This window comes from Aeromonas sp. FDAARGOS 1415, assembly GCF_019048365.1.
Classification (GTDB): Bacteria; Pseudomonadota; Gammaproteobacteria; order Enterobacterales; family Aeromonadaceae; genus Aeromonas; species Aeromonas taiwanensis.
This window is the reverse complement of the sequence record NZ_CP077363.1, coordinates 402,836-422,962: the sequence shown is the minus strand read 5'-3', so window position 1 is coordinate 422,962 and position 20,127 is coordinate 402,836. Positions and strand designations below refer to the sequence as shown.

General features: G+C 63.5%; 19 protein-coding genes and 1 riboswitch. Of the genes, 9 read left to right on the top strand and 10 right to left on the bottom strand.

What is annotated here, in order from left to right; translation table 11 throughout:
* The first annotated feature begins 25 nt into the window (after positions 1–25).
* Together I6L45_RS02000 and I6L45_RS01995 are read left to right on the top strand one after the other, a co-directional pair.
* The gene (locus tag I6L45_RS02000; RefSeq protein ID WP_216983311.1) at positions 26–3,487 is read left to right on the top strand and encodes a PAS domain-containing hybrid sensor histidine kinase/response regulator; all 3,462 of its coding nucleotides are present in this window, start codon (positions 26–28) and stop codon (positions 3,485–3,487) included.
* Between the two features lie 202 nt (positions 3,488–3,689).
* Positions 3,690–3,777: riboswitch (cyclic di-GMP riboswitch) on the top strand.
* Positions 3,778–3,887: 110 nt separating this feature from the next.
* Positions 3,888–6,488: a glycosyl hydrolase family 18 protein gene (locus I6L45_RS01995; protein ID WP_216983310.1), complete on the top strand. Its 2,601-nt coding sequence runs from the start codon at positions 3,888–3,890 to the stop codon at positions 6,486–6,488.
* A 144-nt stretch (positions 6,489–6,632) separates the two neighbouring features.
* On the opposite strand, the gene I6L45_RS01990 is transcribed toward I6L45_RS01995, so the two are convergent.
* Complete coding sequence (locus I6L45_RS01990) at positions 6,633–7,433, bottom strand: putative RNA methyltransferase (protein WP_216983309.1); 801 nt, start codon at positions 7,431–7,433, stop codon at positions 6,633–6,635.
* A gap of 126 nt (positions 7,434–7,559) precedes the next feature.
* Positions 7,560–8,198 carry a cAMP-activated global transcriptional regulator CRP gene (gene crp, locus I6L45_RS01985; RefSeq protein WP_042074976.1) on the bottom strand — a complete coding sequence of 213 codons (639 nt, stop codon included), beginning with the start codon at positions 8,196–8,198 and terminating at the stop codon, positions 7,560–7,562.
* Positions 8,199–8,569: 371 nt separating this feature from the next.
* On the opposite strand from crp, the gene I6L45_RS01980 reads away from it, so the two are divergent.
* On the top strand, positions 8,570–8,974 hold the full coding sequence (locus tag I6L45_RS01980; protein WP_210547993.1) for an OsmC family protein: 405 nt from the start codon (positions 8,570–8,572) through the stop codon (positions 8,972–8,974).
* A gap of 48 nt (positions 8,975–9,022) precedes the next feature.
* Positions 9,023–9,322, top strand: a complete 300-nt coding sequence (locus I6L45_RS01975; RefSeq protein WP_216983308.1) for a hypothetical protein — start codon at positions 9,023–9,025, stop codon at positions 9,320–9,322.
* 69 nt (positions 9,323–9,391) lie between these two features.
* On the opposite strand, the gene I6L45_RS01970 is transcribed toward I6L45_RS01975, so the two are convergent.
* From I6L45_RS01970 to I6L45_RS01960, 3 genes are all read right to left on the bottom strand, one after another.
* Entirely contained in the window at positions 9,392–9,925 is a 534-nt protein-coding gene (locus I6L45_RS01970; protein WP_043758370.1) for a DUF4136 domain-containing protein, read from the bottom strand.
* Positions 9,926–9,940: 15 nt separating this feature from the next.
* A complete protein-coding gene (locus I6L45_RS01965) occupies positions 9,941–10,810 on the bottom strand; it encodes a phosphoribulokinase (protein ID WP_043758373.1) in 870 nt (289 codons plus the stop codon).
* Positions 10,811–11,046: 236 nt separating this feature from the next.
* Entirely contained in the window at positions 11,047–11,292 is a 246-nt protein-coding gene (locus tag I6L45_RS01960; RefSeq protein ID WP_134695469.1) for a YheU family protein, read from the bottom strand.
* An 89-nt stretch (positions 11,293–11,381) separates the two neighbouring features.
* Between I6L45_RS01960 and I6L45_RS01955 the strand changes: the two genes are divergently transcribed.
* Positions 11,382–12,533 (top strand): GGDEF domain-containing protein, encoded by a 1,152-nt coding sequence (locus tag I6L45_RS01955; protein ID WP_043758378.1) that lies wholly within the window; start codon positions 11,382–11,384, stop codon positions 12,531–12,533.
* On the opposite strand, the gene I6L45_RS01950 is transcribed toward I6L45_RS01955, so the two are convergent.
* The 3 genes from I6L45_RS01950 to I6L45_RS01940 all read right to left on the bottom strand — a co-directional run bounded on the left by I6L45_RS01950 (position 12,515) and on the right by I6L45_RS01940 (position 15,284).
* Positions 12,515–13,498: a hydrolase gene (locus I6L45_RS01950; protein ID WP_216983307.1), complete on the bottom strand. Its 984-nt coding sequence runs from the start codon at positions 13,496–13,498 to the stop codon at positions 12,515–12,517. The genes I6L45_RS01955 and I6L45_RS01950 overlap by 19 nt on opposite strands.
* A gap of 60 nt (positions 13,499–13,558) precedes the next feature.
* On the bottom strand, positions 13,559–14,458 hold the full coding sequence (locus I6L45_RS01945; RefSeq protein WP_216983306.1) for a chemotaxis protein CheV: 900 nt from the start codon (positions 14,456–14,458) through the stop codon (positions 13,559–13,561).
* Positions 14,459–14,597: 139 nt separating this feature from the next.
* The gene (locus tag I6L45_RS01940; protein ID WP_043758384.1) at positions 14,598–15,284 is read right to left on the bottom strand and encodes a hypothetical protein; all 687 of its coding nucleotides are present in this window, start codon (positions 15,282–15,284) and stop codon (positions 14,598–14,600) included.
* Between the two features lie 39 nt (positions 15,285–15,323).
* Here I6L45_RS01940 and I6L45_RS01935 point away from each other — a divergent pair, with 39 nt between their 5' ends.
* Positions 15,324–15,530: a YheV family putative zinc ribbon protein gene (locus tag I6L45_RS01935; RefSeq protein ID WP_033130616.1), complete on the top strand. Its 207-nt coding sequence runs from the start codon at positions 15,324–15,326 to the stop codon at positions 15,528–15,530.
* Positions 15,531–15,736: 206 nt separating this feature from the next.
* On the top strand, positions 15,737–16,369 hold the full coding sequence (locus I6L45_RS01930; RefSeq protein WP_043758389.1) for a peptidylprolyl isomerase: 633 nt from the start codon (positions 15,737–15,739) through the stop codon (positions 16,367–16,369).
* A gap of 60 nt (positions 16,370–16,429) precedes the next feature.
* On the opposite strand, the gene I6L45_RS01925 is transcribed toward I6L45_RS01930, so the two are convergent.
* Both I6L45_RS01925 and I6L45_RS01920 read right to left on the bottom strand, forming a co-directional pair.
* Positions 16,430–16,645, bottom strand: coding sequence for a SlyX family protein (locus I6L45_RS01925; protein ID WP_043758392.1), 216 nt, complete (start codon positions 16,643–16,645; stop codon positions 16,430–16,432).
* 14 nt (positions 16,646–16,659) lie between these two features.
* Positions 16,660–17,628 carry a WD40 repeat domain-containing protein gene (locus tag I6L45_RS01920; RefSeq protein WP_210547998.1) on the bottom strand — a complete coding sequence of 323 codons (969 nt, stop codon included), beginning with the start codon at positions 17,626–17,628 and terminating at the stop codon, positions 16,660–16,662.
* A 119-nt stretch (positions 17,629–17,747) separates the two neighbouring features.
* Here I6L45_RS01920 and fkpA point away from each other — a divergent pair, with 119 nt between their 5' ends.
* Together fkpA and I6L45_RS01910 are read left to right on the top strand one after the other, a co-directional pair.
* A complete protein-coding gene (gene fkpA, locus I6L45_RS01915; protein WP_216983305.1) occupies positions 17,748–18,551 on the top strand; it encodes an FKBP-type peptidyl-prolyl cis-trans isomerase in 804 nt (267 codons plus the stop codon).
* 147 nt (positions 18,552–18,698) lie between these two features.
* Positions 18,699–20,114: a sigma-54 dependent transcriptional regulator gene (locus I6L45_RS01910; protein WP_043758396.1), complete on the top strand. Its 1,416-nt coding sequence runs from the start codon at positions 18,699–18,701 to the stop codon at positions 20,112–20,114.
* The last annotated feature ends 13 nt before the right edge of the window (positions 20,115–20,127 follow it).

Genomic DNA, 20,127 nt, shown 5'->3' with positions numbered 1-20,127 from the left:
CAATCTGGACAAGGGAAATACGTAGATGCACCAAGGATGGCTGCTGATCGGGCTGTCGCTCTCCTATCTGGGACTGCTGTTCCTCATCGCCTTCGTGGCGGACAAGAACAAGCGCCGCCGCCCCAAGGGGCAGCCCCTGCTCTACAGCCTGTCGCTGGCGGTCTACTGCACCTCCTGGACCTTCTTCGGTACCGTGGGCCAGGCCAGCGAATCCCCCTGGTCGCCGGTGCCCATCTACCTGGGCCCCATGCTGGTCTTCCTGTTCGGCTGGCGCCTGCTGGCCCGCCTCATCCTGGTGGCCAAGCGAGAGCACATCACCTCCATCGCCGACTTCATCGCCGCCCGTTACGGCAAGTCCCAGCGCCTGGCCATGGTGATCAGCCTCATCGCCATCATGGGGATACTTCCCTACCTGGTATTGCAGCTCAAGGCGATCGTCACCGGGCTGGATCTGCTGATGGCCAACAGTGCCGGAGCCAGCCCCACCAGCAACATGGCCGAGCTGGCCCTCGGCGTCACCCTGCTGCTGGCCCTGTTCAGCATCCTGTTCGGCACCCGCAACCTGGACGCCACCGAGCACCACCGCGGCATGGTAGTCGCCATCGCGTTCGAATCCGTGGTCAAGCTGCTCGCCTTCATGGCGGTGGGGGGCTTCGCGCTCTGGCTCATCGTCAGCAAGCCGAGCGAGGCCCGCACCCTGGTGGCCGGCGACTTCCTGAAGGCGGTGGTGGCGGTGACGCCGGGCGGCCTGCTGGAGCTTGCCATCTATACCCTGATCGCCATGTGCGCCGTCATCTGCCTGCCGCGCCAGTTCCACGTGACCGTGGTGGAGAACAACCAGGGGCAGGATCTGCACTGGGCGCGCTGGATCTTCCCGCTCTACCTGTTCCTGATGGGGCTCTTCATCTGGCCGCTGGCCCTGGCGGGCAAGCAGTGGGTGGGGGCCGACATGGCCTCGGACACCTATGTGATCAGCCTCCCCATGTCCCTCGGCTACGACGGCATGGCGATGCTGGCGTTTCTCGGCGGCACCTCGGCGGCCACCGGCATGGTGATCGTCTGCACCATCGCGCTGGCCATCATGGTGAGCAACGACCTGGTGCTGCCGGTGCTGCTGCGCCGGGTCTGGCAGCAGGGGCGGGACGAGCGCCTGATGCGGCTGCTGCTGCAGGTGCGCCGGGGCGCCATCCTGCTGATCCTGCTGGCCGCCTGGGCGCTCTACCTCTGGCTCGGGGATCTCACCAGTCTGTCGCGCATCGGCTATTTGTCGTTCGGCGCCGTGGCCCAGTTCGCGCCGGCTCTGCTGCTTGGTCTCTACTGGCGGCACGGCAACCGCAAGGGGGTCTACCTGGGTCTTGCCCTCGGGGTCAGCCTCTGGTGCCTGACCCTGCTCGCCGAGAGCGGCCTGCTGGCGGGATCTCCCCTGGAGGCCCTGCTGGCCCCCCCCGACTGGCCCGCGTTTCGCGAGCTGAGCCTGGGGGCCTGGTGCCTCTTCCTGAGCCTCTTGCTCAACCTGGTGGGTTATGTGGCTGGCTCGCTCCTGTCCCGGGCGGCGGTGAGCGAGCGGCTGCAGGCGGCCAACTTCGTCGGCAAGCAGAGCCGGGACACGGCGGCGCTCTACCAGGCGCGGGTCTCGGTCAAGGAGCTGGAGATGCTGGCGGCCCGCTTCGTGGGGTCGAGCCGGGTCAAGCGCGCCTTCGGCCGCTTCGCCGGCGAGCGGGGTGGCACCCTGGCGCCCCAGATGCAGGCCTCGGCGGAGCTCATTGCCCACACCGAGCGGCTGCTGGCGGGGGTGTTCGGCACCTCGTCCGCCCGGCTGGTGCTGGCCTCGGCCCTGCAGGGGCGCAACATGCAGCTCGAGGAGATCGCCACCATAGTGGACGAGGCCTCCGACGTGTTCCGCTTCAACCGCGGCCTGCTGCAGGGGGCCATCGAACACATGGGGCAGGGGATCTCCGTGGTGGACAGGGAGCTCAGGCTGGTGGCCTGGAACCGGCGTTACATCGAGCTGTTCTCCTATCCTCCCGGCCTCATCCAGGTGGGTCGCCCCATCGAGGAGATCATCCGCTACAACGCCGGGCAGGGGCTGTGCGGCCCCGGCGAGATCGAGGCCCAGGTGGCGCGCCGGGTTGCCTTCATGCAGCGCGGCAGCCCCCACATCTCGGCCCGGGAGCGGCCGGATGGCCGGGTGATCGAGATGCAGGGCAACCCCATGCCCGCCGGCGGTTTCGTCATGACCTTCACCGACATCACCCCGTTTCGTGACGCCGAGCGGGTACTGCGCGAAGCTAACGAGCACCTGGAGGCGCGGGTGGCCGAGCGCACCCATGAGCTCTCCGAGCTCAACCGCCAGCTGCTGCTGGTGAACCAGCAGGTGGAGCGGGCCAACCACTCCAAGAGCCGCTTCCTCGCGGCGGTGAGCCACGACCTCACCCAGCCGCTCAATGCGGCCAAGCTGTTCACCTCCTCCCTGCTGGAGATGCTGCCCCCGGCGGACGAGCCCGCCCGCATCGCCCGCCACATCGACGATGCCCTGGGGGCGACCGAGGATCTCATCATGGACCTGCTGGATATCTCGCGCCTCGAGGCCGGCAAGTTCAAGGCCAAGAAGCTCGACTTCGCCCTGAGGGACGTGCTCGACAACCTCAAGGCGGAGTTCGGGGTGCTGGCCCAGGCCGGGGGGATCCAGTTCTCCGTGGTGGAGAGCAGCCTCGCGGTCTACAGCGATGTGCGCCTGCTGCGGCGGGTGCTGCAAAACTTCCTCACCAACGCGTTTCGCTACAACCCGGGGGGCCGGGTACTGCTCGGCTGCCGCCGGCTGGGGGACAAGGTGCGCATCGAGGTGTGGGACAACGGCCCCGGCATCCCGGAGGGCAAGCAGGAGGCGATCTTCGACGAGTTCTCCCGCCTCGATCACTCCCGCACTGCCAAGGAGCAGGGGCTCGGCCTCGGGCTTGCCATCGCTCGCGGCATCTCTCTGGTGCTGGGTCACCAGCTCTCCCTGCGTAGCTGGCCCGGAGCGGGATCCGTGTTTGCCATCACCCTGAACCTCGCGACCCGGCCCGTGACGGCGAGCCAGATGACGGCGCCAGCCCAGCGGGACAGCCAGCTGGAAGGGGTCAGGATCCTCTGCATCGACAACGAGGAGGACATCCTCATTGCCATGGCCTCCCTGCTGGAGCGCTGGGGCTGCGAGGTGCGCTGTGCCCAGAGCCTGGAGCAGGCAGAGGAGATCATCGGGGCTGGCTTCCTGCCCCGGCTGGTGCTCTCTGACTATCACCTGGACGACGGCAAGACGGGGTTGCAGGCGCTGCACATGATCAGGCTGGCCCATGGCAACGGCATCGGCGGTATCATCATCAGCGCGGATCGCAAGAGCGAGCTGCAGACGCAGATCCGCGAGCATGGCTTCGGTTATGTGAGCAAGCCGGTCAAGCCGCTCAAGCTGAGGGCCCTGATGAACAGCCTGCTGCTACCGGTTCAGTGACGGCAATCACAGATTCCATCTTTGATTGACGCGGCTGATAATGGTTCTCATGCAGCATCATCGGCGACGTTGTTGCCGATTTGTATGCATTTTCGTGGCCAACTGGCAATGGTGAGTCCCTGTCACTGTTATTTTTACTAGGTGGCGGACCGACGACTCTCCTCTATAGTCATTCGGCGATTATTTTCATCGCAAATCAAGTTGTGCAAAAAGGCAAACCGGACGAAAGTCCGGGGCGCAAAGCTTCCGGTCTAAGGGTCAGCGGTACCTAGGATAGCGGGGCCACCACAGGTTGTTTCGTCCATGGGCCAAGCCATGGTGCGATGTCGTCTGCATTCCCTGTCAGGTTGCGTTGCCTTTTTCGTTGTTTATTCCAATAACGAAATAAGGAAGTTCAACTATGTTCAGTCCAAAACATTCCCTGCTGGCGCTGCTGGTCGGGGGGATCTGTTCCACCTCCGCCCTCGCTGCCGCCCCCGGCAAACCCACCATAGGCTGGGGTGAAACCAAGTTCGCCATCATCCAGATCGATCAGGCCGCCACCTCCTACAACAAGCTGGTGACTGTCCACAAGGATGGTGCCCCCGTCAGCGTGAGCTGGAACCTCTGGTCCGGCGACGTGGGCCAGACCGCCAAGGTGCTGCTCGATGGCAAGGAGGTGTGGTCGGGGGCCGCCGCGGCATCCGGCACCGCCAACTTCAAGGTCACCAAGGGGGGCCGCTACCAGATGCAGGTCGCCCTGTGCAACGCCGATGGCTGCACCCTCTCCGACAAGAAGGAGATAGTGGTTGCCGACACGGACGGCAGCCACCTGGCGCCGCTCGATGCGCCGCTGCAGGAGAACAACAAGCCCTACGCCAACAAGTCCGGCAAGGTGGTGGGGGCCTACTACGTGGAGTGGGGCGTCTATGGCCGCAAGTTCACCGTGGACAAGATCCCGGCCAAGAACCTGACCCACATCCTCTACGGCTTCACCCCCATCTGCGGTGGCAATGGCATCAATGACAGCCTCAAAGAGATCTCTGGCAGCTTCGAGGCGCTGCAGCGCTCCTGCGCCGGTCGCGAGGACTTCAAGGTCTCCATTCACGATCCCTGGGCCGCCGTGCAGATGGGGCAGGGCAAGCTCACCGCCTTCGATGAGCCCTACAAGGGCAACTTTGGCAACCTGATGGCCCTCAAGCAGGCCAACCCCGACCTCAAGATCCTCCCCTCGGTCGGCGGATGGACTCTCTCAGATCCCTTCTACTTCTTCAGCGACAAGACCAAGCGCGACACCTTCGTCGCCTCCATGAAGGAGTACCTGCAGACCTGGAAATTCTTCGACGGCGTGGACATCGACTGGGAGTTCCCGGGCGGTCAGGGGGCCAACCCCAACCTGGGCGGGCCGCAGGATGGCGCCACCTATGTGGCGTTGATGAAAGAGCTGCGCGCCATGCTCGACGAGCTGGAGGCCGAGACCGGTCGACAGTACGAGCTCACCTCGGCCATCAGCGCCGGCGGCGACAAGATTGCCAAGGTGGATTATCAGGCTGCCCAGCAGTACATGGACCACATCTTCCTGATGAGCTACGACTTCAACGGCGCCTGGAGCAACACCGAGCTGGGTCACCAGACCAACCTCCATGCCGCGAGCTGGGATCCGGCCACCAAGTACACCACCGACAAGGGCGTCAGGGCGCTGCTCGGCCAGGGGGTCACACCGGGCAAGATCGTGGTCGGTGCGGCCATGTATGGTCGCGGCTGGACCGGGGTCAGCGGTTATCAGGCCGGCAACCCCTTCACCGGCACCGCAACCGGCCCCGTCAAGGGCACCTGGGAGAACGGGGTGGTGGATTACCGCGACATCGTCAACAACCGCATGGGCGCAGGCTGGGAGCAGGGCTATGACGAGGTGGCCGAGGCCCCCTACGTCTTCAACGCCGGCACCGGGGATCTCATCAGCTTCGACAACGACCGTTCGGTCAAGGCCAAGGGGCAGTACGTGCTGGCCAACCAGCTTGGGGGCCTGTTCGCCTGGGAGATCGATGCAGACAACGGCGACATCCTCAGCGCCATGCACGAGGGGCTCGGCCATGGGGACGGCGGCACCACGCCACCGGTCAACAAGCCGCCGGTGGCCAATGCCGGCAGCGATCTGAACGCCACCGGCCCGGCGGAGGTGACGCTCAATGGCAGCGCCTCCCACGATCCGGAAAACGGGGTCCTGACCTACAGCTGGAAGCAGGTGTCCGGCCCGCAGGCCAGCCTGCTGGATGCCACCTCGGCCAAGGCCCGCGTGGTGCTGGATGCCGTCAGCAGCGACATCAACCTGGTGTTCGAGCTGACCGTGACCGACGATCAGGGGCTCTCGGCCAAGGATCAGGTGGTGGTGACCAACAAGGCACCGCAGCCGAACCTGCCGCCCGTGGTGAACGTGTCGGCCACCGCCAGCGTCGAGTCCGGCAAGCAGGTGACCATCCAGGCCACGGCCTCCGATCCGAACGGTGACGCCCTGAGTTATCAGTGGACGGTGCCGGCGGGTCTCAGCGCGACTGGCCAGGACAGCGCTAGCCTGGTGGTGACGGGCCCGAGCGTCACCAGCGACACCGCCTATGATCTGACCCTGGTGGTCACCGACGGTGCGCTGGATGCCACGGCGACGACGCGTCTGACCGTCAAACCGGCCAGCACGGGGGGCGGCTGCAGTGCGACCGATCCCGATGCGGCCAACCATCCGGCGTGGAGCGCCAGCACCGTCTACAACACCAATGACAAGGTGAGCCACAAGCAACTGGTGTGGCAGGCCAAGTACTGGACCCAGGGCAACGAGCCGAGTCGCACCGCCGATCAGTGGAAGCTGGTGAGCCAGGTGCAGCTGGGTTGGGATGCCGGCGTGGCCTACAACGCAGGTGACCTGACCACCCACAACGGTCGCAAGTGGAAGGCCCAGTACTGGACCAAGGGCGACGAGCCGGGCAAGGCCGCCGTCTGGGTCGATCAGGGCGCTGCGAGCTGCAACTGATCGTCCGTGATACGACAATGGGGCCTGGGGCCCCATTTCTTTTGCAAGCAGATGATGACACCGGGTTGTGCCCCTCAGCGCAGGGGGGCAGGAGCACCCCCGGCACAAAGGAAAAAGGCCCGTCAGGGCCTTTTTTATCGCGGGTCAGAGCGGCTTCTGCCACAGGGTCAGCAGCAGATCCTGTTCAAGCGCATCCGGCCCCTGGTGGGTGAAGGCGTGGCGCTGCTCGCCACTGGCACGCCAGCCGAGGCGACTGGTCTCCAGGATATGCTCGCGCAAGCCCTGATCCAGCGCCGTGGTGAACTGGACGCGCTGCTGCCGGGCGAGGGTGAGCCCGGCCAGGCTCGGCCAGCTCAGGGGGTGTTCCATGCTCACCGGGTTGAGGCTGACGCGCAGTTGCCACTGGTGACGGGGGCCTGGCTGCACATAAAGCAGATAGCCGCCCGGTGCCAGCCAGCTGACCAGCTGCTCGGTCTTGACCTTGAGGTCGTTGACCAGCAGCACCTGGGCCTTGCCCGGCTGCAGCGGGGCGCGCGCCGGATCGGCGATGATGAACTGGCCTTCCGGCTGGGCCTTGTTGGCGGCGAAGATGGCGTTCTTGGCGAGATCGAAACCGCCGACCTGCCAGCCTGGCAGGCGCTCTGCCAGGGCCCGGCAGTAGTAGCCCTCGCCACAACCCAGATGGATCAGTTCATGTTCTCCGAGGGGAACCAACAGGGCTGCCATGGCCTCCACCAGGGGCAGCTGGTGGCCCTGCTCCAGGAAGCGGCGCTTGGCACGCAGCAGGGCCCGGCTGTCGCTGTCCTTGGGGTTCTTGGTACCGGGGATGAGGTCGAGATAGCCTTCCGGGGCGGGGTCGAAATGGTGCTTGTTGGCGCAGTAGCGGCCCTTGGAGGCTTCATGCAGCTGGAGTGGGTTGCGGCAAAGGGGGCATTGAAGGTGCATAGGCATTCTCTTGGCGACGGCCATGACGGCGGGGGCGTTCGGGATTATAGGGGAGAGGATCAGAAAAGGCTGCCGTGGCAGCCTTTTTATCCAACGGCTCTGTGCGGGAGCCGTCAGGGAACCCTGTCAGCGGGTGCCAAACACCACTATGGTCTTGCCGTGGGCGGAGATGAGCTCCTGCTCTTCCAGCATCTTGAGGATGCGGCCAACGGTCTCGCGGGAGCAGCCGACGATCTGGCCTATCTCCTGACGGGTGATCTTGATCTGCATGCCATCCGGGTGGGTCATGGCATCCGGCTGTCTGGCCAGGTTGAGCAAGGTCTGGGCAATCCGGCCGGTCACGTCCAGGAAGGCGAGGTTGCCGACCTTCTGGCTGGTGTGCTGCAGGCGCTTGGCCATCTGGCCGGAGAGGCGCATCAGGATGTCCGGGTTGACCTGGATCAGCTGGCGGAACTTCTTGTAGGAGATCTCGGCGACTTCACAGGCGCCTTTGGCACGTACCCAGGCTGAACGTTCCGGATTCTCGTTCTCTTCGAACATCCCCATCTCGCCCAGGAAATCCCCCTGATTCAGGTAGGAGAGGATCATCTCCTTGCCTTCGTCATCCTTGATCAGGACGGCGACGGTACCCTTGACGATGTAGTAGAGGGTTTCCGCTTTCTCACCGGCGTGGATCAGGGTGCTCTTGGCGGGATACTTATGAATGTGGCAATGCGACAAGAACCACTCCAGGGTGGGATCGCTTTGCGGTTTGCCAATGATCATGAGACTTCCTCGTAGTGTCTTTTTTATGGACTGTGCGTCCAGGCAAGTTGCCAAGCTTGCCATTCCTTACTCTTTGGTCGCAGTAGAATAAGAGCCTTTGCCTGTGCTGACAAGGCTTTGGGGTGTCGCGCTCCCTCGGGGAGCCGCGATCTGCTGCGCGATCCGGGCCATTCTAGGCAAGAAGGGGGGGGCAGATGTTGATTTCGATCTATTTCCCTCGGGGTCGCTGACGTTTCGATTCTCCCGTCCCGGTGGGTGGAAACGGGACGGGATCCTCCCCTGGCTGCAAGATGACGAGTCATGTGCCACTCGACCCCTGCTTGAGGTATGCTATGGGCGTCAGAATCGTCGTCATTGAGAGGAAGTGTGAGATGAAAGCCAAGGTCAGCTGGGTCGAAGGCATGAAGTTTGTGGGCGAGAGCGAGTCCGGTCATCAGGTGACCCTGGATGGCGCGAACCCGGGTGAAGGTGCCAGCCCGATGGAGATGATCCTGCTGGCGGTCGGCGGGTGCAGCTCCATCGACGTGGTTTCCATCCTGGAGAAGGCCCGCCAGTCCGTGACCGCCTGCCACGTCGAGCTGGAAGGGGTCCGTGCCGATTCCGTGCCCCGGGTGTTTGAGAAAATCCACCTCAAGTTCGTCGTGACCGGCAAGGGGCTGGCCGAGAAGCACGTCTCCCGCGCAGTCGATCTGTCCATGGAAAAGTATTGTTCCGTTTCCCTGATGTTGGAAAAAGCGGTAGAAATTACCCATAGTTATCAAATTCTTGAGGCTTGATCGTTGTAATTTGTCCCGTCGATAACGCCATGACATAAGGAAAGTGCGATGAAAAAAATGATGATGTTGCTTCCCCTGCTCGGGCTCGCTGCCTGCAGTGCGCCGCAGCCGACCCAGTATCAATACAGCCAGTATCAGTGCGGGGAAGAGATGCTGGGGATCACCTATGATGCCCAGGCCGACATGGTGCAGTTCCCTTATGCCGGCGTGTATCACAAGCTGGGCCGCATCGAGTCGCCCAAGGAGGTCGCCAGCTATTCAGACGGGGTGACCACCTTCTCCCAGCAGGACAAGCAGGCCACTCTGGTCAAAAGCGGGGTGACCCAGCTGACCTGTGAACTGAAGTGATCTTCATGCCGACATGGCGTGTACGAAAAACGGCCTGCTAGAAGCAGGCCGTTTTTGTTGAAAGAGAAATCAGTTTGACGGTAGCGAGCCCAGCAACTGTCCGGCCAGTTCCTGGCTGAGCTGGCTGCGGGCCTCCTCGGCGATGGGCACGTCGCTGGCGAGCTGGATGGCGCTGCTCCATACCGTCTGCTGGGTTCGCCGGTCGAGCAGCAGTATGGCCAGGGTACCTTTGCGGGCATCAGCGGCGGCATTCAGGCCCGGGGTCATGCCGAGGCGAGAGAAGATCTCCCCGTCGCTCATGTCCTGGCTGCCGGCGACGCCGATGGCAACCCAGACGTCCGCCTCGTCCAGAGGCACGCTGCGCCAGCCCTTGCCGTCAAGCTGCCGGGTCACCGCCTGCTGGACCGGCTCCAGCCAGGGGGCGGCGCTGTTGCCCGCGTACTGGAACTGCTCGGCGAGGGCGTAGCGTGGTGTCGCCCCATAGGTCCAGTTGTCTGCGGGACGCACCACCATGGTCCCCGTCTCGACGGTGGGGGCGGCGGGGCCCGTGCTGCAGCCGCCCAGCAGGGCAGCCAGTATGAATGAGAGAAGTGCACCGCGCATCGTAAGCTCCTTGGATCAGGTGATCTTGCCCGTTTCGATCAGTTGCTGGATCAGGGGGCGCAGGATCAGCTCCATGGCGAAACCCATCTTGCCACCCGGCACGACTATGGTGTTCATCCTGGACATGAAGGCGCCGTCTATCATCGACAGCAGGTAGGGGAAGTCCACCTGCTTGATGCCCCGAAACCGTATCACCAGCATACTCTCGTCCAGGCTGGGTATCACCTTGGCGCTGAAGGGGTTGGAGGTGTCGACGGTGGGTACCCGCTGGAAGTTGATGTGGGTGCGGGAGAACTGCGGCGTGATGAAGTTGATGTAGTCGTCCATGGAGCGCACGATGGAGTCGGTCACCGCCTCCCGGGAGTGGCCTCGCTCCGACGTGTCGCGAATGAGTTTCTGGATCCACTCCAGGTTGACGATGGGGACCACGCCGATGAGAAAGTCCACGTGCCGCGCCACGTTGTGCTCGTCCGTGACCACGCCCCCATGGAGCCCTTCATAGAACAGCAGGTCCGTTTCCCCCGGCAGATCCTGCCAGGGGGTGAAGGTGCCCGGCATCTGGTTGAAGGGCACCGCCTCGTCGAAGCTGTGCAGGTAGCGGCGATACTGGCCGGTGCCGCTCTGGCCGTACTCCTGGAAGAAGGACTCCAGCAGACCGAAGTCGTTGGCCTCAGGGCCGAAGTAGCTGATGTGCCGCCCCTGCTCCCGCGCCTTGCGGATCGCCACGTCCATCTCGGGCCTTGTATAACGGTGGAAACTGTCCCCCTCGACCACGGCCGCCTTGTACCCGAGCTGATGGAACATGGAGCGAAACGCGTTGGTGGAGGTGGAGGTGCCGGCACCGGACGAACCGGTGACCGCGATGATGGGATGCTTGGCCGACATAGAATTCTCTCTTCCTTGGGAGTTCCGTTATAAGGGCTGGCCCAAAGTACGGTCAAGCCCCGGCAACATCTTCCGCCCCGGCCCTCGTCCGTCGGCCTGGCTGGGCGCGGGATCCCTCGGGAAGGGCAACCTGGCGTCGTGTCGCGGCCGGGAGAGAGGCCCGGGGAGGGGGCAGCTAGCCCGGGCATCGGGCGGAAGATCCCCCGCTCGTTCAGCCCGGGTTTCCGTTGCCGGTGTCATTCTGGTTGATAATCGTCCGTAGAAGCCTTGCTTAAATGAGTCTTGTGCACGACATTGACGCTCTCGTGCAACTCGCTGTAGACCAGCACGGCGATGCCTTGCTGTAATTGCTGACGGACCGCTTCGACCTTGTCGGCCAGGCTGACATCCTGCTCGCCGTATTCGGTGCCTTCTTGCAGGACAAAGTGCTCGAGCAGGTTGGTGAGGGTCTCGGGATCCAGTTCTTGCCAGGGGATAATCATGGTTTCATCTTCAATCAGTGGGGTGCGGATATTGTCGGTGCCAGTCCGGCAAGTGCAAGGAGTTTGTCTTGTGCCGTTCGAGGGGTTACATGAATTCAACTGATGCTCGTCGCCCTTCCGGGCAGCTCACCCAGCACCTGCTCGATGCCCGTCGGCAGGCTCTGGACTCCGGACTTCGCTGGTTCTGGGCCATCAATCTGATCGCTATCCTGTTCCTGCTGGCGCGCTTCTATATCTATCAGGATGCGCACCTGGTGCTCAATGACCTCTTGCCTTGGTCCTACAAGTGGCAGCTCATCGCCATGGCCGGCGTTTGTCTGCTGCTGCCTATCGGATGGCGCTGGCTCTCCCGTCAGCCCCGTGCCCTCTGGCAGGTCTCCCTGCTGGTTTGCGGCCTCTTCTGGGGACTGGCTTGGGCCTTGGTAGGCTATACCATCTCGATCGTCGATCTGAAGGGCGGTTTCAGCTTCATTTTCAACATGGTCAGCCTGTTGTTACTGACCGGTCTCATCGCGACTTATTCCGATGTACGGCTGTTCTATGCCCTGGTGTGTGCCCCTCTGCTGTTCTTGCTGTTAAGGGCTTGCTGGAGCCCTTCTCCATTTGTCATGGTCAATATCATGGTGGTCGGGGTTCTGCTGGTCGTGCTGGAGACGGGGCGACGCATGCTCAACGGCTGGTTCGAGCTGGCCGTGTCGAGGGAGTATGACAACCTGATGCTGGCGCACAAGATGAATGCCATGGCCCATCGGGATCCCCTGACCGGCCTGGCCAACCGTCGCCATTTCGATCAGGCGTGCAAGCGAGCCATCGCGCAGGGCACGACCCTGGAACTGCCGCTCACTGTGATCCTGCTCGATGTGGACTTCTTCAAACGCTACAACGATCGCTATGGCCATCAGGCCGGGGACGAGTGTCTGATCCTGGTGGCCGAGTGCCTGGAGGAGAGCGTGCGCGAGCCCGGCGATCTGGTGGCCCGCTACGGCGGGGAGGAGTTCGTGGTGCTGCTGCAGGAGACGGATCTGGCGGGGGGGAAGGAGGTGGCCGAGCGCATTCGCGCTACCCTGGCCGCCCGGGCCCTGCCCCATGAAGACTCCGATGTCGCCCCCCACCTCACCCTGAGCCAGGGGATTGCCCAGTGGCGTCCGGGAGAGAGCCTGGTGATGCTGCTCGAACGGGTGGATGGCGCTCTTTATCAGACCAAGGAAGAGGGGCGCGACGGCTACCGGGTCGCCTCCTGAGCCTGCTCCCGCAGCCACTGGCTGATGCGCTCATCCAGCCAGAAGCGGGGACGCCAGGGGGAACCGTGCAGGAAGCCCACGTGGCCCCCCCGCCGGCTCAACTCGTAGCGCACCTGGGGTGAGAGCTGCTCCGGCGTCGGGATCACGGCGCCTGTCATGAAGGGGTCGTCGGCGGCGTGAATGACCAGGGTCGGGATGGGGATGCGAGCCAGCATGCCCAGGCCGGAGCAGGTCTGGTAGTAGTGATCGGCGCTGTCGAAACCATGGAGCGGGGCCGTTACCTGCTCGTCGAAGTCGCGCAGGGTGGCGATGCGTGCCACCTGCGACGGTTGCCAGCGTGCCCGGGCTGCCTCCTGATGCCGGATCTTGCTCTGCAGATTGGCCCGCATGGTGCGCAGCAGATAGCTCTGATAGACCCGTGAGAACCCCTGGTTGACCCGATCGGCACAGCTCGCCAGTTGCAGCGGCGCCGAGATCACCACGGCCGCCTTCAGCTCGGTTGGGCAGGCGCGCGCCAGCAGGTTGACCAGCATATTGCCCCCCAGGGAATAGCCGATGGCGACGAGGGGTTTGCCGGGAAAGCGCCGCCCCAGCTCGGCGATCACGGCCTGCGCGTCCTCGATGGCGCCGGAGTGGTAGGCCCGCAGCAGCCGGTTCGGCTCGCCGCTGCACCCCCGAAAATGCATCAGCACCGCCTCCTGACCCTGTCGCTGCAGATGGGCGAACAGCCCCTTGGCATAGTGGGAGTGAATGCTCCCCTCCAGCCCGTGGAACAACACGATAAGCGGTTGCTCGTCCCGGTGTGACCCTGTGCTCCAGGCGAGATCGACGAAGTCGCCATCCGGCAGCTCGAAGCGCTCCTGGGTGAAGCGGGCCGGGGCGCGGCGCAGCCACTTGGGCAGTATGGTTTGCAGATGGGGATTACGGGCCCACCAGGGGGCGTGGAAGTGGCTTTCTGTCAGCATGCAACGGCTCGGGGCAGCAGGGAAGGGGAAGCGGCGGCGAGCCAGGGGCTCGCCGCGGTGTCAGGCGGGCAGGCGATCGTGGTGCTCGGCACCGCGCAGCATGGCCTGGATCAGTTCGTTGGCCTCAAACTTGGTGAGCGCCTCGTGGGCCCCGACCTGATGGGCCCGCTCCACGCTGATCTCGCTGGAGAGGGAGGTGTGCAGGATGATGTAAGCCTCCGCCAGCCTGGGGTCACTCTGTACCTCGAAGGCCAGCTCGTACCCGTCCAGCCCCGGCATCTCGATATCGCTCACCAGGATGTCGATCCGCCTGCCCTGGGCGACGTTGGCCTGCATCAGGGCCAGGGCGTCCCGTCCGTTGGTGCAGACCTCGTAGGGGATGTTGATGTAATCCAGCGCCGCCATCAGCTGGCGGCGGGCGACGGAGGAGTCGTCCACCAGCAGGATCCGCATCGGCTTGAGCCGCTCGCGCTGCACATCGGTCAGCACGGGATAGAGGTGGCTGGGATCGTCCGGATAGACCCGCGACAGGATGAGTTCCACGTCCAGCAGCTGGATCAGCTGCTCTCCCACCCGGGTCACGCCGGTGACGAACACGTTCTGTCCGAGGGAGGGGGGCGGCGGCTCGATGTCACGCCAGTTGCACTCGGTGATCTTGTCGATGCCCCGCACCAGGAAACCCACCAGGGTGCGGCGGCAATCGGTGATGATGATGAAGCAGTTGGGCATATCCTCCCTGGTGATGGGGCGATAGCCCACCGCCATCGCCATGTCGATCACGGGGATGGTGGTGCCCCGCATGCTGGCCGCTCCGAGCACGGTCGGATGAGACTGCGGCAGGGCGGTGAGCTGGGTGTAGGGCACTATCTCCTTCACCTTGAGCGTGCCGATGGCGAAGGATTGTCTGGCAGAGAGGTGGAACAGCAACATGCCCTGGGATTGGTTGGCCTTGCTCGTCATGGCGGATGTCCTGTTGATCTAGTCGGTGACGGTCAATCTGGTGTTCAGCATAGAGGATGGTGACATGGATGACTTCTCTGTTATTAACGGCGGCGCACCGTAAAACTGGATCCCTTTTCCCATCATTTTGTCGCCCCGTTTATCGGGAGGCGGACTGCTGTGCGTCCTGGTCGTGCCCCAGCCAGCGCCGGGAGGCATCGGCCAGCGCCGCCTCGTCCCGGTAACCCAGCCTGGCCACGACCTGGGCCGGGGTGCTGCCGCTTCTGAGCAGGCGAATCCCCTGCAACAACTGCCACTGGGCAAGCAGGCTCTCTGCATCCAGGTTATCCGGTTGCCGCTCGGCCAGCAGGGCCTGCCAGGCGGCCAGACTGCCCGGTTGCCGGGTCGCCAGCGCCTGCCAGGCGTCTTGCAACAGCTGATCCCCTTGCGGCGTGATGGTGCAACCCTGCAACTCGTCCCCCAGGATCTGCAGCCGCTGGCCATAGGGGCCTTGCCACTCTCTGGGCCGCGACCAGTGGGCCAGGTTCTCCAGCAGCGCATCCATCAGCGGACTTGCCTGCAGCCAGCCGGCCTGAGCCGGTTGGGGCACCCGCACCGAGCAGGCCAGCAGATCGTACTGGCAGCCCGCCAGGGGGGTGAAGGCGGCGAGGGCATCGGCACAGAGCCAGAAGTAATTCCCCTCCGTCAACAACAGCTCATGGGCGCCCAGCCTCAGCAGTGCCGCTCCCCGGGTGACGCGCAGCAGCTGGCCCATGGGAGAGCGCTTGCGGGGGCCGACCTGGAGGGTGGGAGTGGAAAAATGCTGATATTCGATGGCGTGATGCATGTAAAAACCCTGATATGATGCTGCCTGGAGGTAACGAAAATGGAAACCAGGCGTAAAAAACGCTTCATTGCCGGTGCGGTTTGCCCGGCGTGCGGCAAGATGGACACCATGATGCTGTATATGGAGCATGGAGTCGAGAAGGTGACCTGTGTCGACTGCGGGGACACTCAGGTGCAGACCCAGGCCGAGGTGGACAAGGCGACCCGGGAGGCTGAACAGGTCATAGGGGTGTTTCGTCCCGAGTGAGAACGAGCGGCCCGGTGAAGGGGCAGGGGAGGTTCCGGTGACAGCCGGGGCCATCTCTCGCCCCCGCAGCCGTTTTTGTCCGGCGCCGGACCGGCGTCTCTCCGGATTGCCGACTTTTTCAGCATGAGGGGGTTGGGCTGATCATATGCTTGGCCACCTTTTTGAGGTATTCTGGGGCCGTTTTTTCTATCCGCAGGATCCCTGACATGAAAGTAGCTCCCCTGAGCGTGGTTACGCTGGAATACACGGTCACCGACGAACACGGTGAAGTCATCGACACCACAGTCGGCAAAGAGCCGCTGGTGTATCTGCACGGTACCCGTTACCTGGTCTCCGGCCTCGAAGCCGAGCTGGAAGGTCGCAGCGTGGGCGAGGCCTTCGACGTCACCCTGACGCCGAACCAGGCCTACGGCGAGTACGACGAGAACCTGGTGCAGGAAGTCCCCGGCGAGTTGTTCGATGGCATGGAAGTGTCTGAAGGGGATACTTTTGTGGCCGAGACCGACGATGGCCACCGTCCGGTGACCGTCATCGAGGTGTCCGAAGAGTTCGTCAAGGTGGATGGCAACCATCCCCTGGCCGGCGTGACCCTGGGCTTCAAGGTCGAGATCAAGGACGTGCGTGCCGCGACCGCCGAAGAGCTGGCCCACGGCCATGTGCACGGTGCCGGTGGCTGCGGTCACGATCATGGCCATGATCACGGTCACGACCACGATCACGACCATGGCGGTTGCTGTGGTGGTCACGGTCACGCCCATGCTCACGATCACGGCGACGACCATGGTCACGGCGGCTGCTGCGGTGGTGGCGGTTGCGGTGGCAAGGGCCATCAGCACTGATCACGGCATGCCCGATGATGAAAAAACCCGCCTGGTGCGGGTTTTTTCATGGCCGTTCGCTCAGTAGTGCGGGGGCGGGGTCTCTTCGGCCATGCTGGCGATCTGGCTCGGCTGCACGCTCTGCAGCTTCTCCACCAGCAGATGGATCTGGTGCTTGAGCCGATCCAGCTCGCGGCCCTGGGTGGTGACTTCGTCGTTGAGCTGCTCCACCGTGTATTCGGCATAGGCGAGGCGGCTTTCCAGGGTTTCGAGGCGATCGTTTAATGACTGACTCATGGGCCTTTTGGTCCTTACTTGATTGTCCAGGTTTCGGCCAGGCCGCTTGAACTGGCGCTGACGAGGTGGCCATTGTCGCGCAAAGCCACGCCATAGACCACTGCACTCGGCGGTTTCACCTTGGGATGGGGCGAGACGCGCCAGCTCTGCAGCTGGCTGCCGTCGCTCACCTGCCACAGGGCGAGCTGGCGGGAAGGGGAGCCGGTGACGAGCCACTTGTCGTCATTGACGAAGCGGGCACTGGTGTAGACCTCGAAGCGATGGTCGAACTGCAGCCGGCTCTGCTCCTTGCCGGTTTTGAGATCCCAGATGCTGGCCTGGCGGCTGTCGGCGGTGAAGGCGAAACGCCCCGCCGGATCCAGCCTGGCCATCACCACCCGCCCGGCGTGATTGAAGCGCCACACCACCTGGCCCGTGCGGGTGTCCCACAGGTAGGCGCTGTAGTCGTTGCCGCCGGTGAGGGCATAGCGGCCGTTGGCGGAGAGATCCACCGTATTGACCTGTTCGGTGTGGCCGAGGAACTGCAACCGGCGACCGGTCCGGGTGTCCACCAGCTCCGCCTTGCCGTCTTCCCGGCCGATCAGCACCATGCGGCCGTCGGCGGAGATGGCCGCGTCGCGCAGGCTGGATTCGGGCAGGGAGTAGTAGCCCTGGGAGCGGCCATCCTGCAGGCGCCAGATGGCAAAGGTGTGCTGGGTGGCGGTGATAGCGTGGCTGTCGTCGGGGGAGAAACGGGTCAGGGTGACGAACTCCGCCTGGTCGTCGCTCTGGCGCCAGCGCCAGCGCTCCTTGCCCTGTTCCAGATCCCACACCACTGTGCCCTGACCCAGGCTGGAGACGATGGCCTGCTTGCCGGAGCTCGCGAGATCCGCGCTCAGCAGACCCTGTTCGGCGAGGCGGATCTGCTGGCCTGGAAGGGCGCTCTGTTCGCACCCCGTCAGCATCAGGCAAATACCGATGAGATAAATGGCACTTTTGATCATTTTTCCTGTCTCATGCTTTCGTTACCCGCGATCACGGCGTTAGTATAAGGCGCTTATCACGATAAACCTCTCATTTCACGAAGGAACCGAGAGCGGTATTTAGCGTTTTGGAGAAACTGATGAACAATTTTCTGAAGGTGTCCCTGTTGGCTGCGGCAGTTGCCGTCGGCCTGACTGCTTGCCAAAAAGATGAGAAACCTGCTGCCAACACCGAAGTGAAGGCAGAAGCCAGCAAGTCGGCAGAGGCCACCAAGGCAGAGGCCAAGAGCTTTGAAGAGCAATCCGGCTATGCGATCGGCCTCTCCATGGGTCGTTATATCGCCAATACCTTGGAGCGCCAGCAAGAGCTTGGCATCAAGCTGGACAACACCGTCATCCTGCAAGGGGTGACCGACGGTCTGGGCAAGAAGGCCAGCATGACCGACGAAGAGATCCAGAAAGTTCTGCAGGAATACGATGCCAAGATCAACGAGCTGACCAAGGCCAAGGCCGACAAGGATGCAGTTGACAACCTGAAGAAGGGCGAGACCTTCCTGGCTGACAACGCCAAGAAAGAGGGCGTGAAGAGCACCGAATCCGGCCTGCAATACCAGGTCGAGAAGATGGGTGACGGCGCCAAGCCGAAGGCCACCGACATCGTCAAGGTTCACTACACCGGTACCCTGATCGATGGCACCAAGTTCGACAGCTCCGTCGATCGCGGCGAGCCGGCCACCTTCCCGCTGAATCAGGTTATCCCGGGCTGGACCGAAGGCGTGCAACTGATGCCGGTCGGTTCCAAGTTCAAGTTCTTCCTGCCGTCCAAGCTGGCCTATGGCGAGCACGGTGCAGGCACCATCCCGGCCAACGCCGTGCTGGTATTTGACGTTGAGCTGCTGGCCATCGAGAAGCCCGCTGCCAATAGCGACGACGCAAAGAAATAAGCTGCAATACGATGAAAACGGCTCCTCTGGGAGCCGTTTTTGCTTGTGGGTCAACAGGGGCGATGGGAGAAAGCCGTTAGTCCGTCTTGAGTCTGTGACGGCTAGACCCCAGAATAGATAACAAAATCAAGCGCAAGGATGGATCTCGTGGCTGAAAGCAAACCCCGCGTTCTGCTGGTGGAAGACACCCGCAGTCTGGCTGTCGTCTATGAGCAGTACCTGACCCAGGATGGTTATGAGGTACAGCTGGCCGATTGCGGCCAACAGGCACTGGCGCACCTGCTGGCAAGCCCGCCCCCCGTGGTGCTGCTCGATCTCGAGCTGCCCGACATGTCGGGCATGGCGATCCTGCAGCAGATCACGGAGCAGCAATTGCCCTGTTCCGTGGTGGTGATCACCGCCCACGGTTCGGTGGACGTGGCGGTGGAGGCGATGCGCCTCGGCGCGTTCGATTTTCTGACCAAGCCGTTCGATGGCAAGCGGCTGTGCGCCACGGCGCGCAACGCCCTCAAGCACCAGCAGCTCAGCTCCCTGGTGGCCCAGTATCGGGAGAACTTCGAGCGCAGCTCGTTTGCAGGTTTTATCGGCGCCTCCATGGCGATGCAGGCGGTCTATCGCATCATCGAGAGTGCGGCGCCGAGCAAGGCGACCGTCTTCATCACCGGCGAGAGCGGCACCGGCAAGGAGGTATGTGCCGAGGCCATCCACCAGTGCAGCCCGCGCCGGGATCAGCCCTTCATCGCGCTCAACTGCGCCGCCATTCCCCACGATCTGATGGAGAGCGAGATCTTCGGTCACGTGAAGGGTGCCTTTACCGGTGCCCAGGGGGAGCGCAAGGGGGCGGCCAGCCTGGCGGATGGCGGCACCCTGTTCCTCGACGAGATCTGCGAGATGGATCTGGACCTGCAGAGCAAGCTGCTGCGCTTCATCCAGACCGGCACCCTGCAGCGGGTCGGCAGCGGCAAGCTGGAGACGGTGGACGTGCGCTTCGTCTGCGCCACCAACCGGGATCCCCTGGCGGAGGTGAAGGCAGGGCGTTTTCGCGAGGATCTCTACTACCGGCTGCACGTCATCCCCCTCTACCTGCCGCCCCTGCGGGAGCGGGGCGAGGACATACTGCTGCTGGCGCGCGACCTCCTGCTGCGCTATGCCAAGGAGGAGAACAAGCACTTCCGGGACTTCGATGCCAATGCGGTGCGGGTGCTGCTCGATTACCCCTGGCCCGGCAACGTGCGGGAGCTGCAGAACGTGGTGCGCAACATAGTGGTGCTCAACGACCGCGAGCTGGTGAGCCCGGAGATACTGCCGCCGCCCCTCAACGGCGGCCGTGTGCTCACCACCGCGGTGGCGGCCCCTGTGTCCGAGGTGATCATGGATACGCCGGCCACCCCCATGCTGGCCCGTCCTCTCGTTCGTCCGCTCTGGCAGGTGGAGAAGGAGGCCATCGAGCAGGCCATCGCCAGTTGTGACGGCAACATCCCCAAGGCGGCGGCGCTGCTTGAAATAAGCCCCTCCACCATTTATCGCAAGAAACAGAGTTGGGAAGAGGCGAGTCTGGTCTGAGGCTGGGGATGGC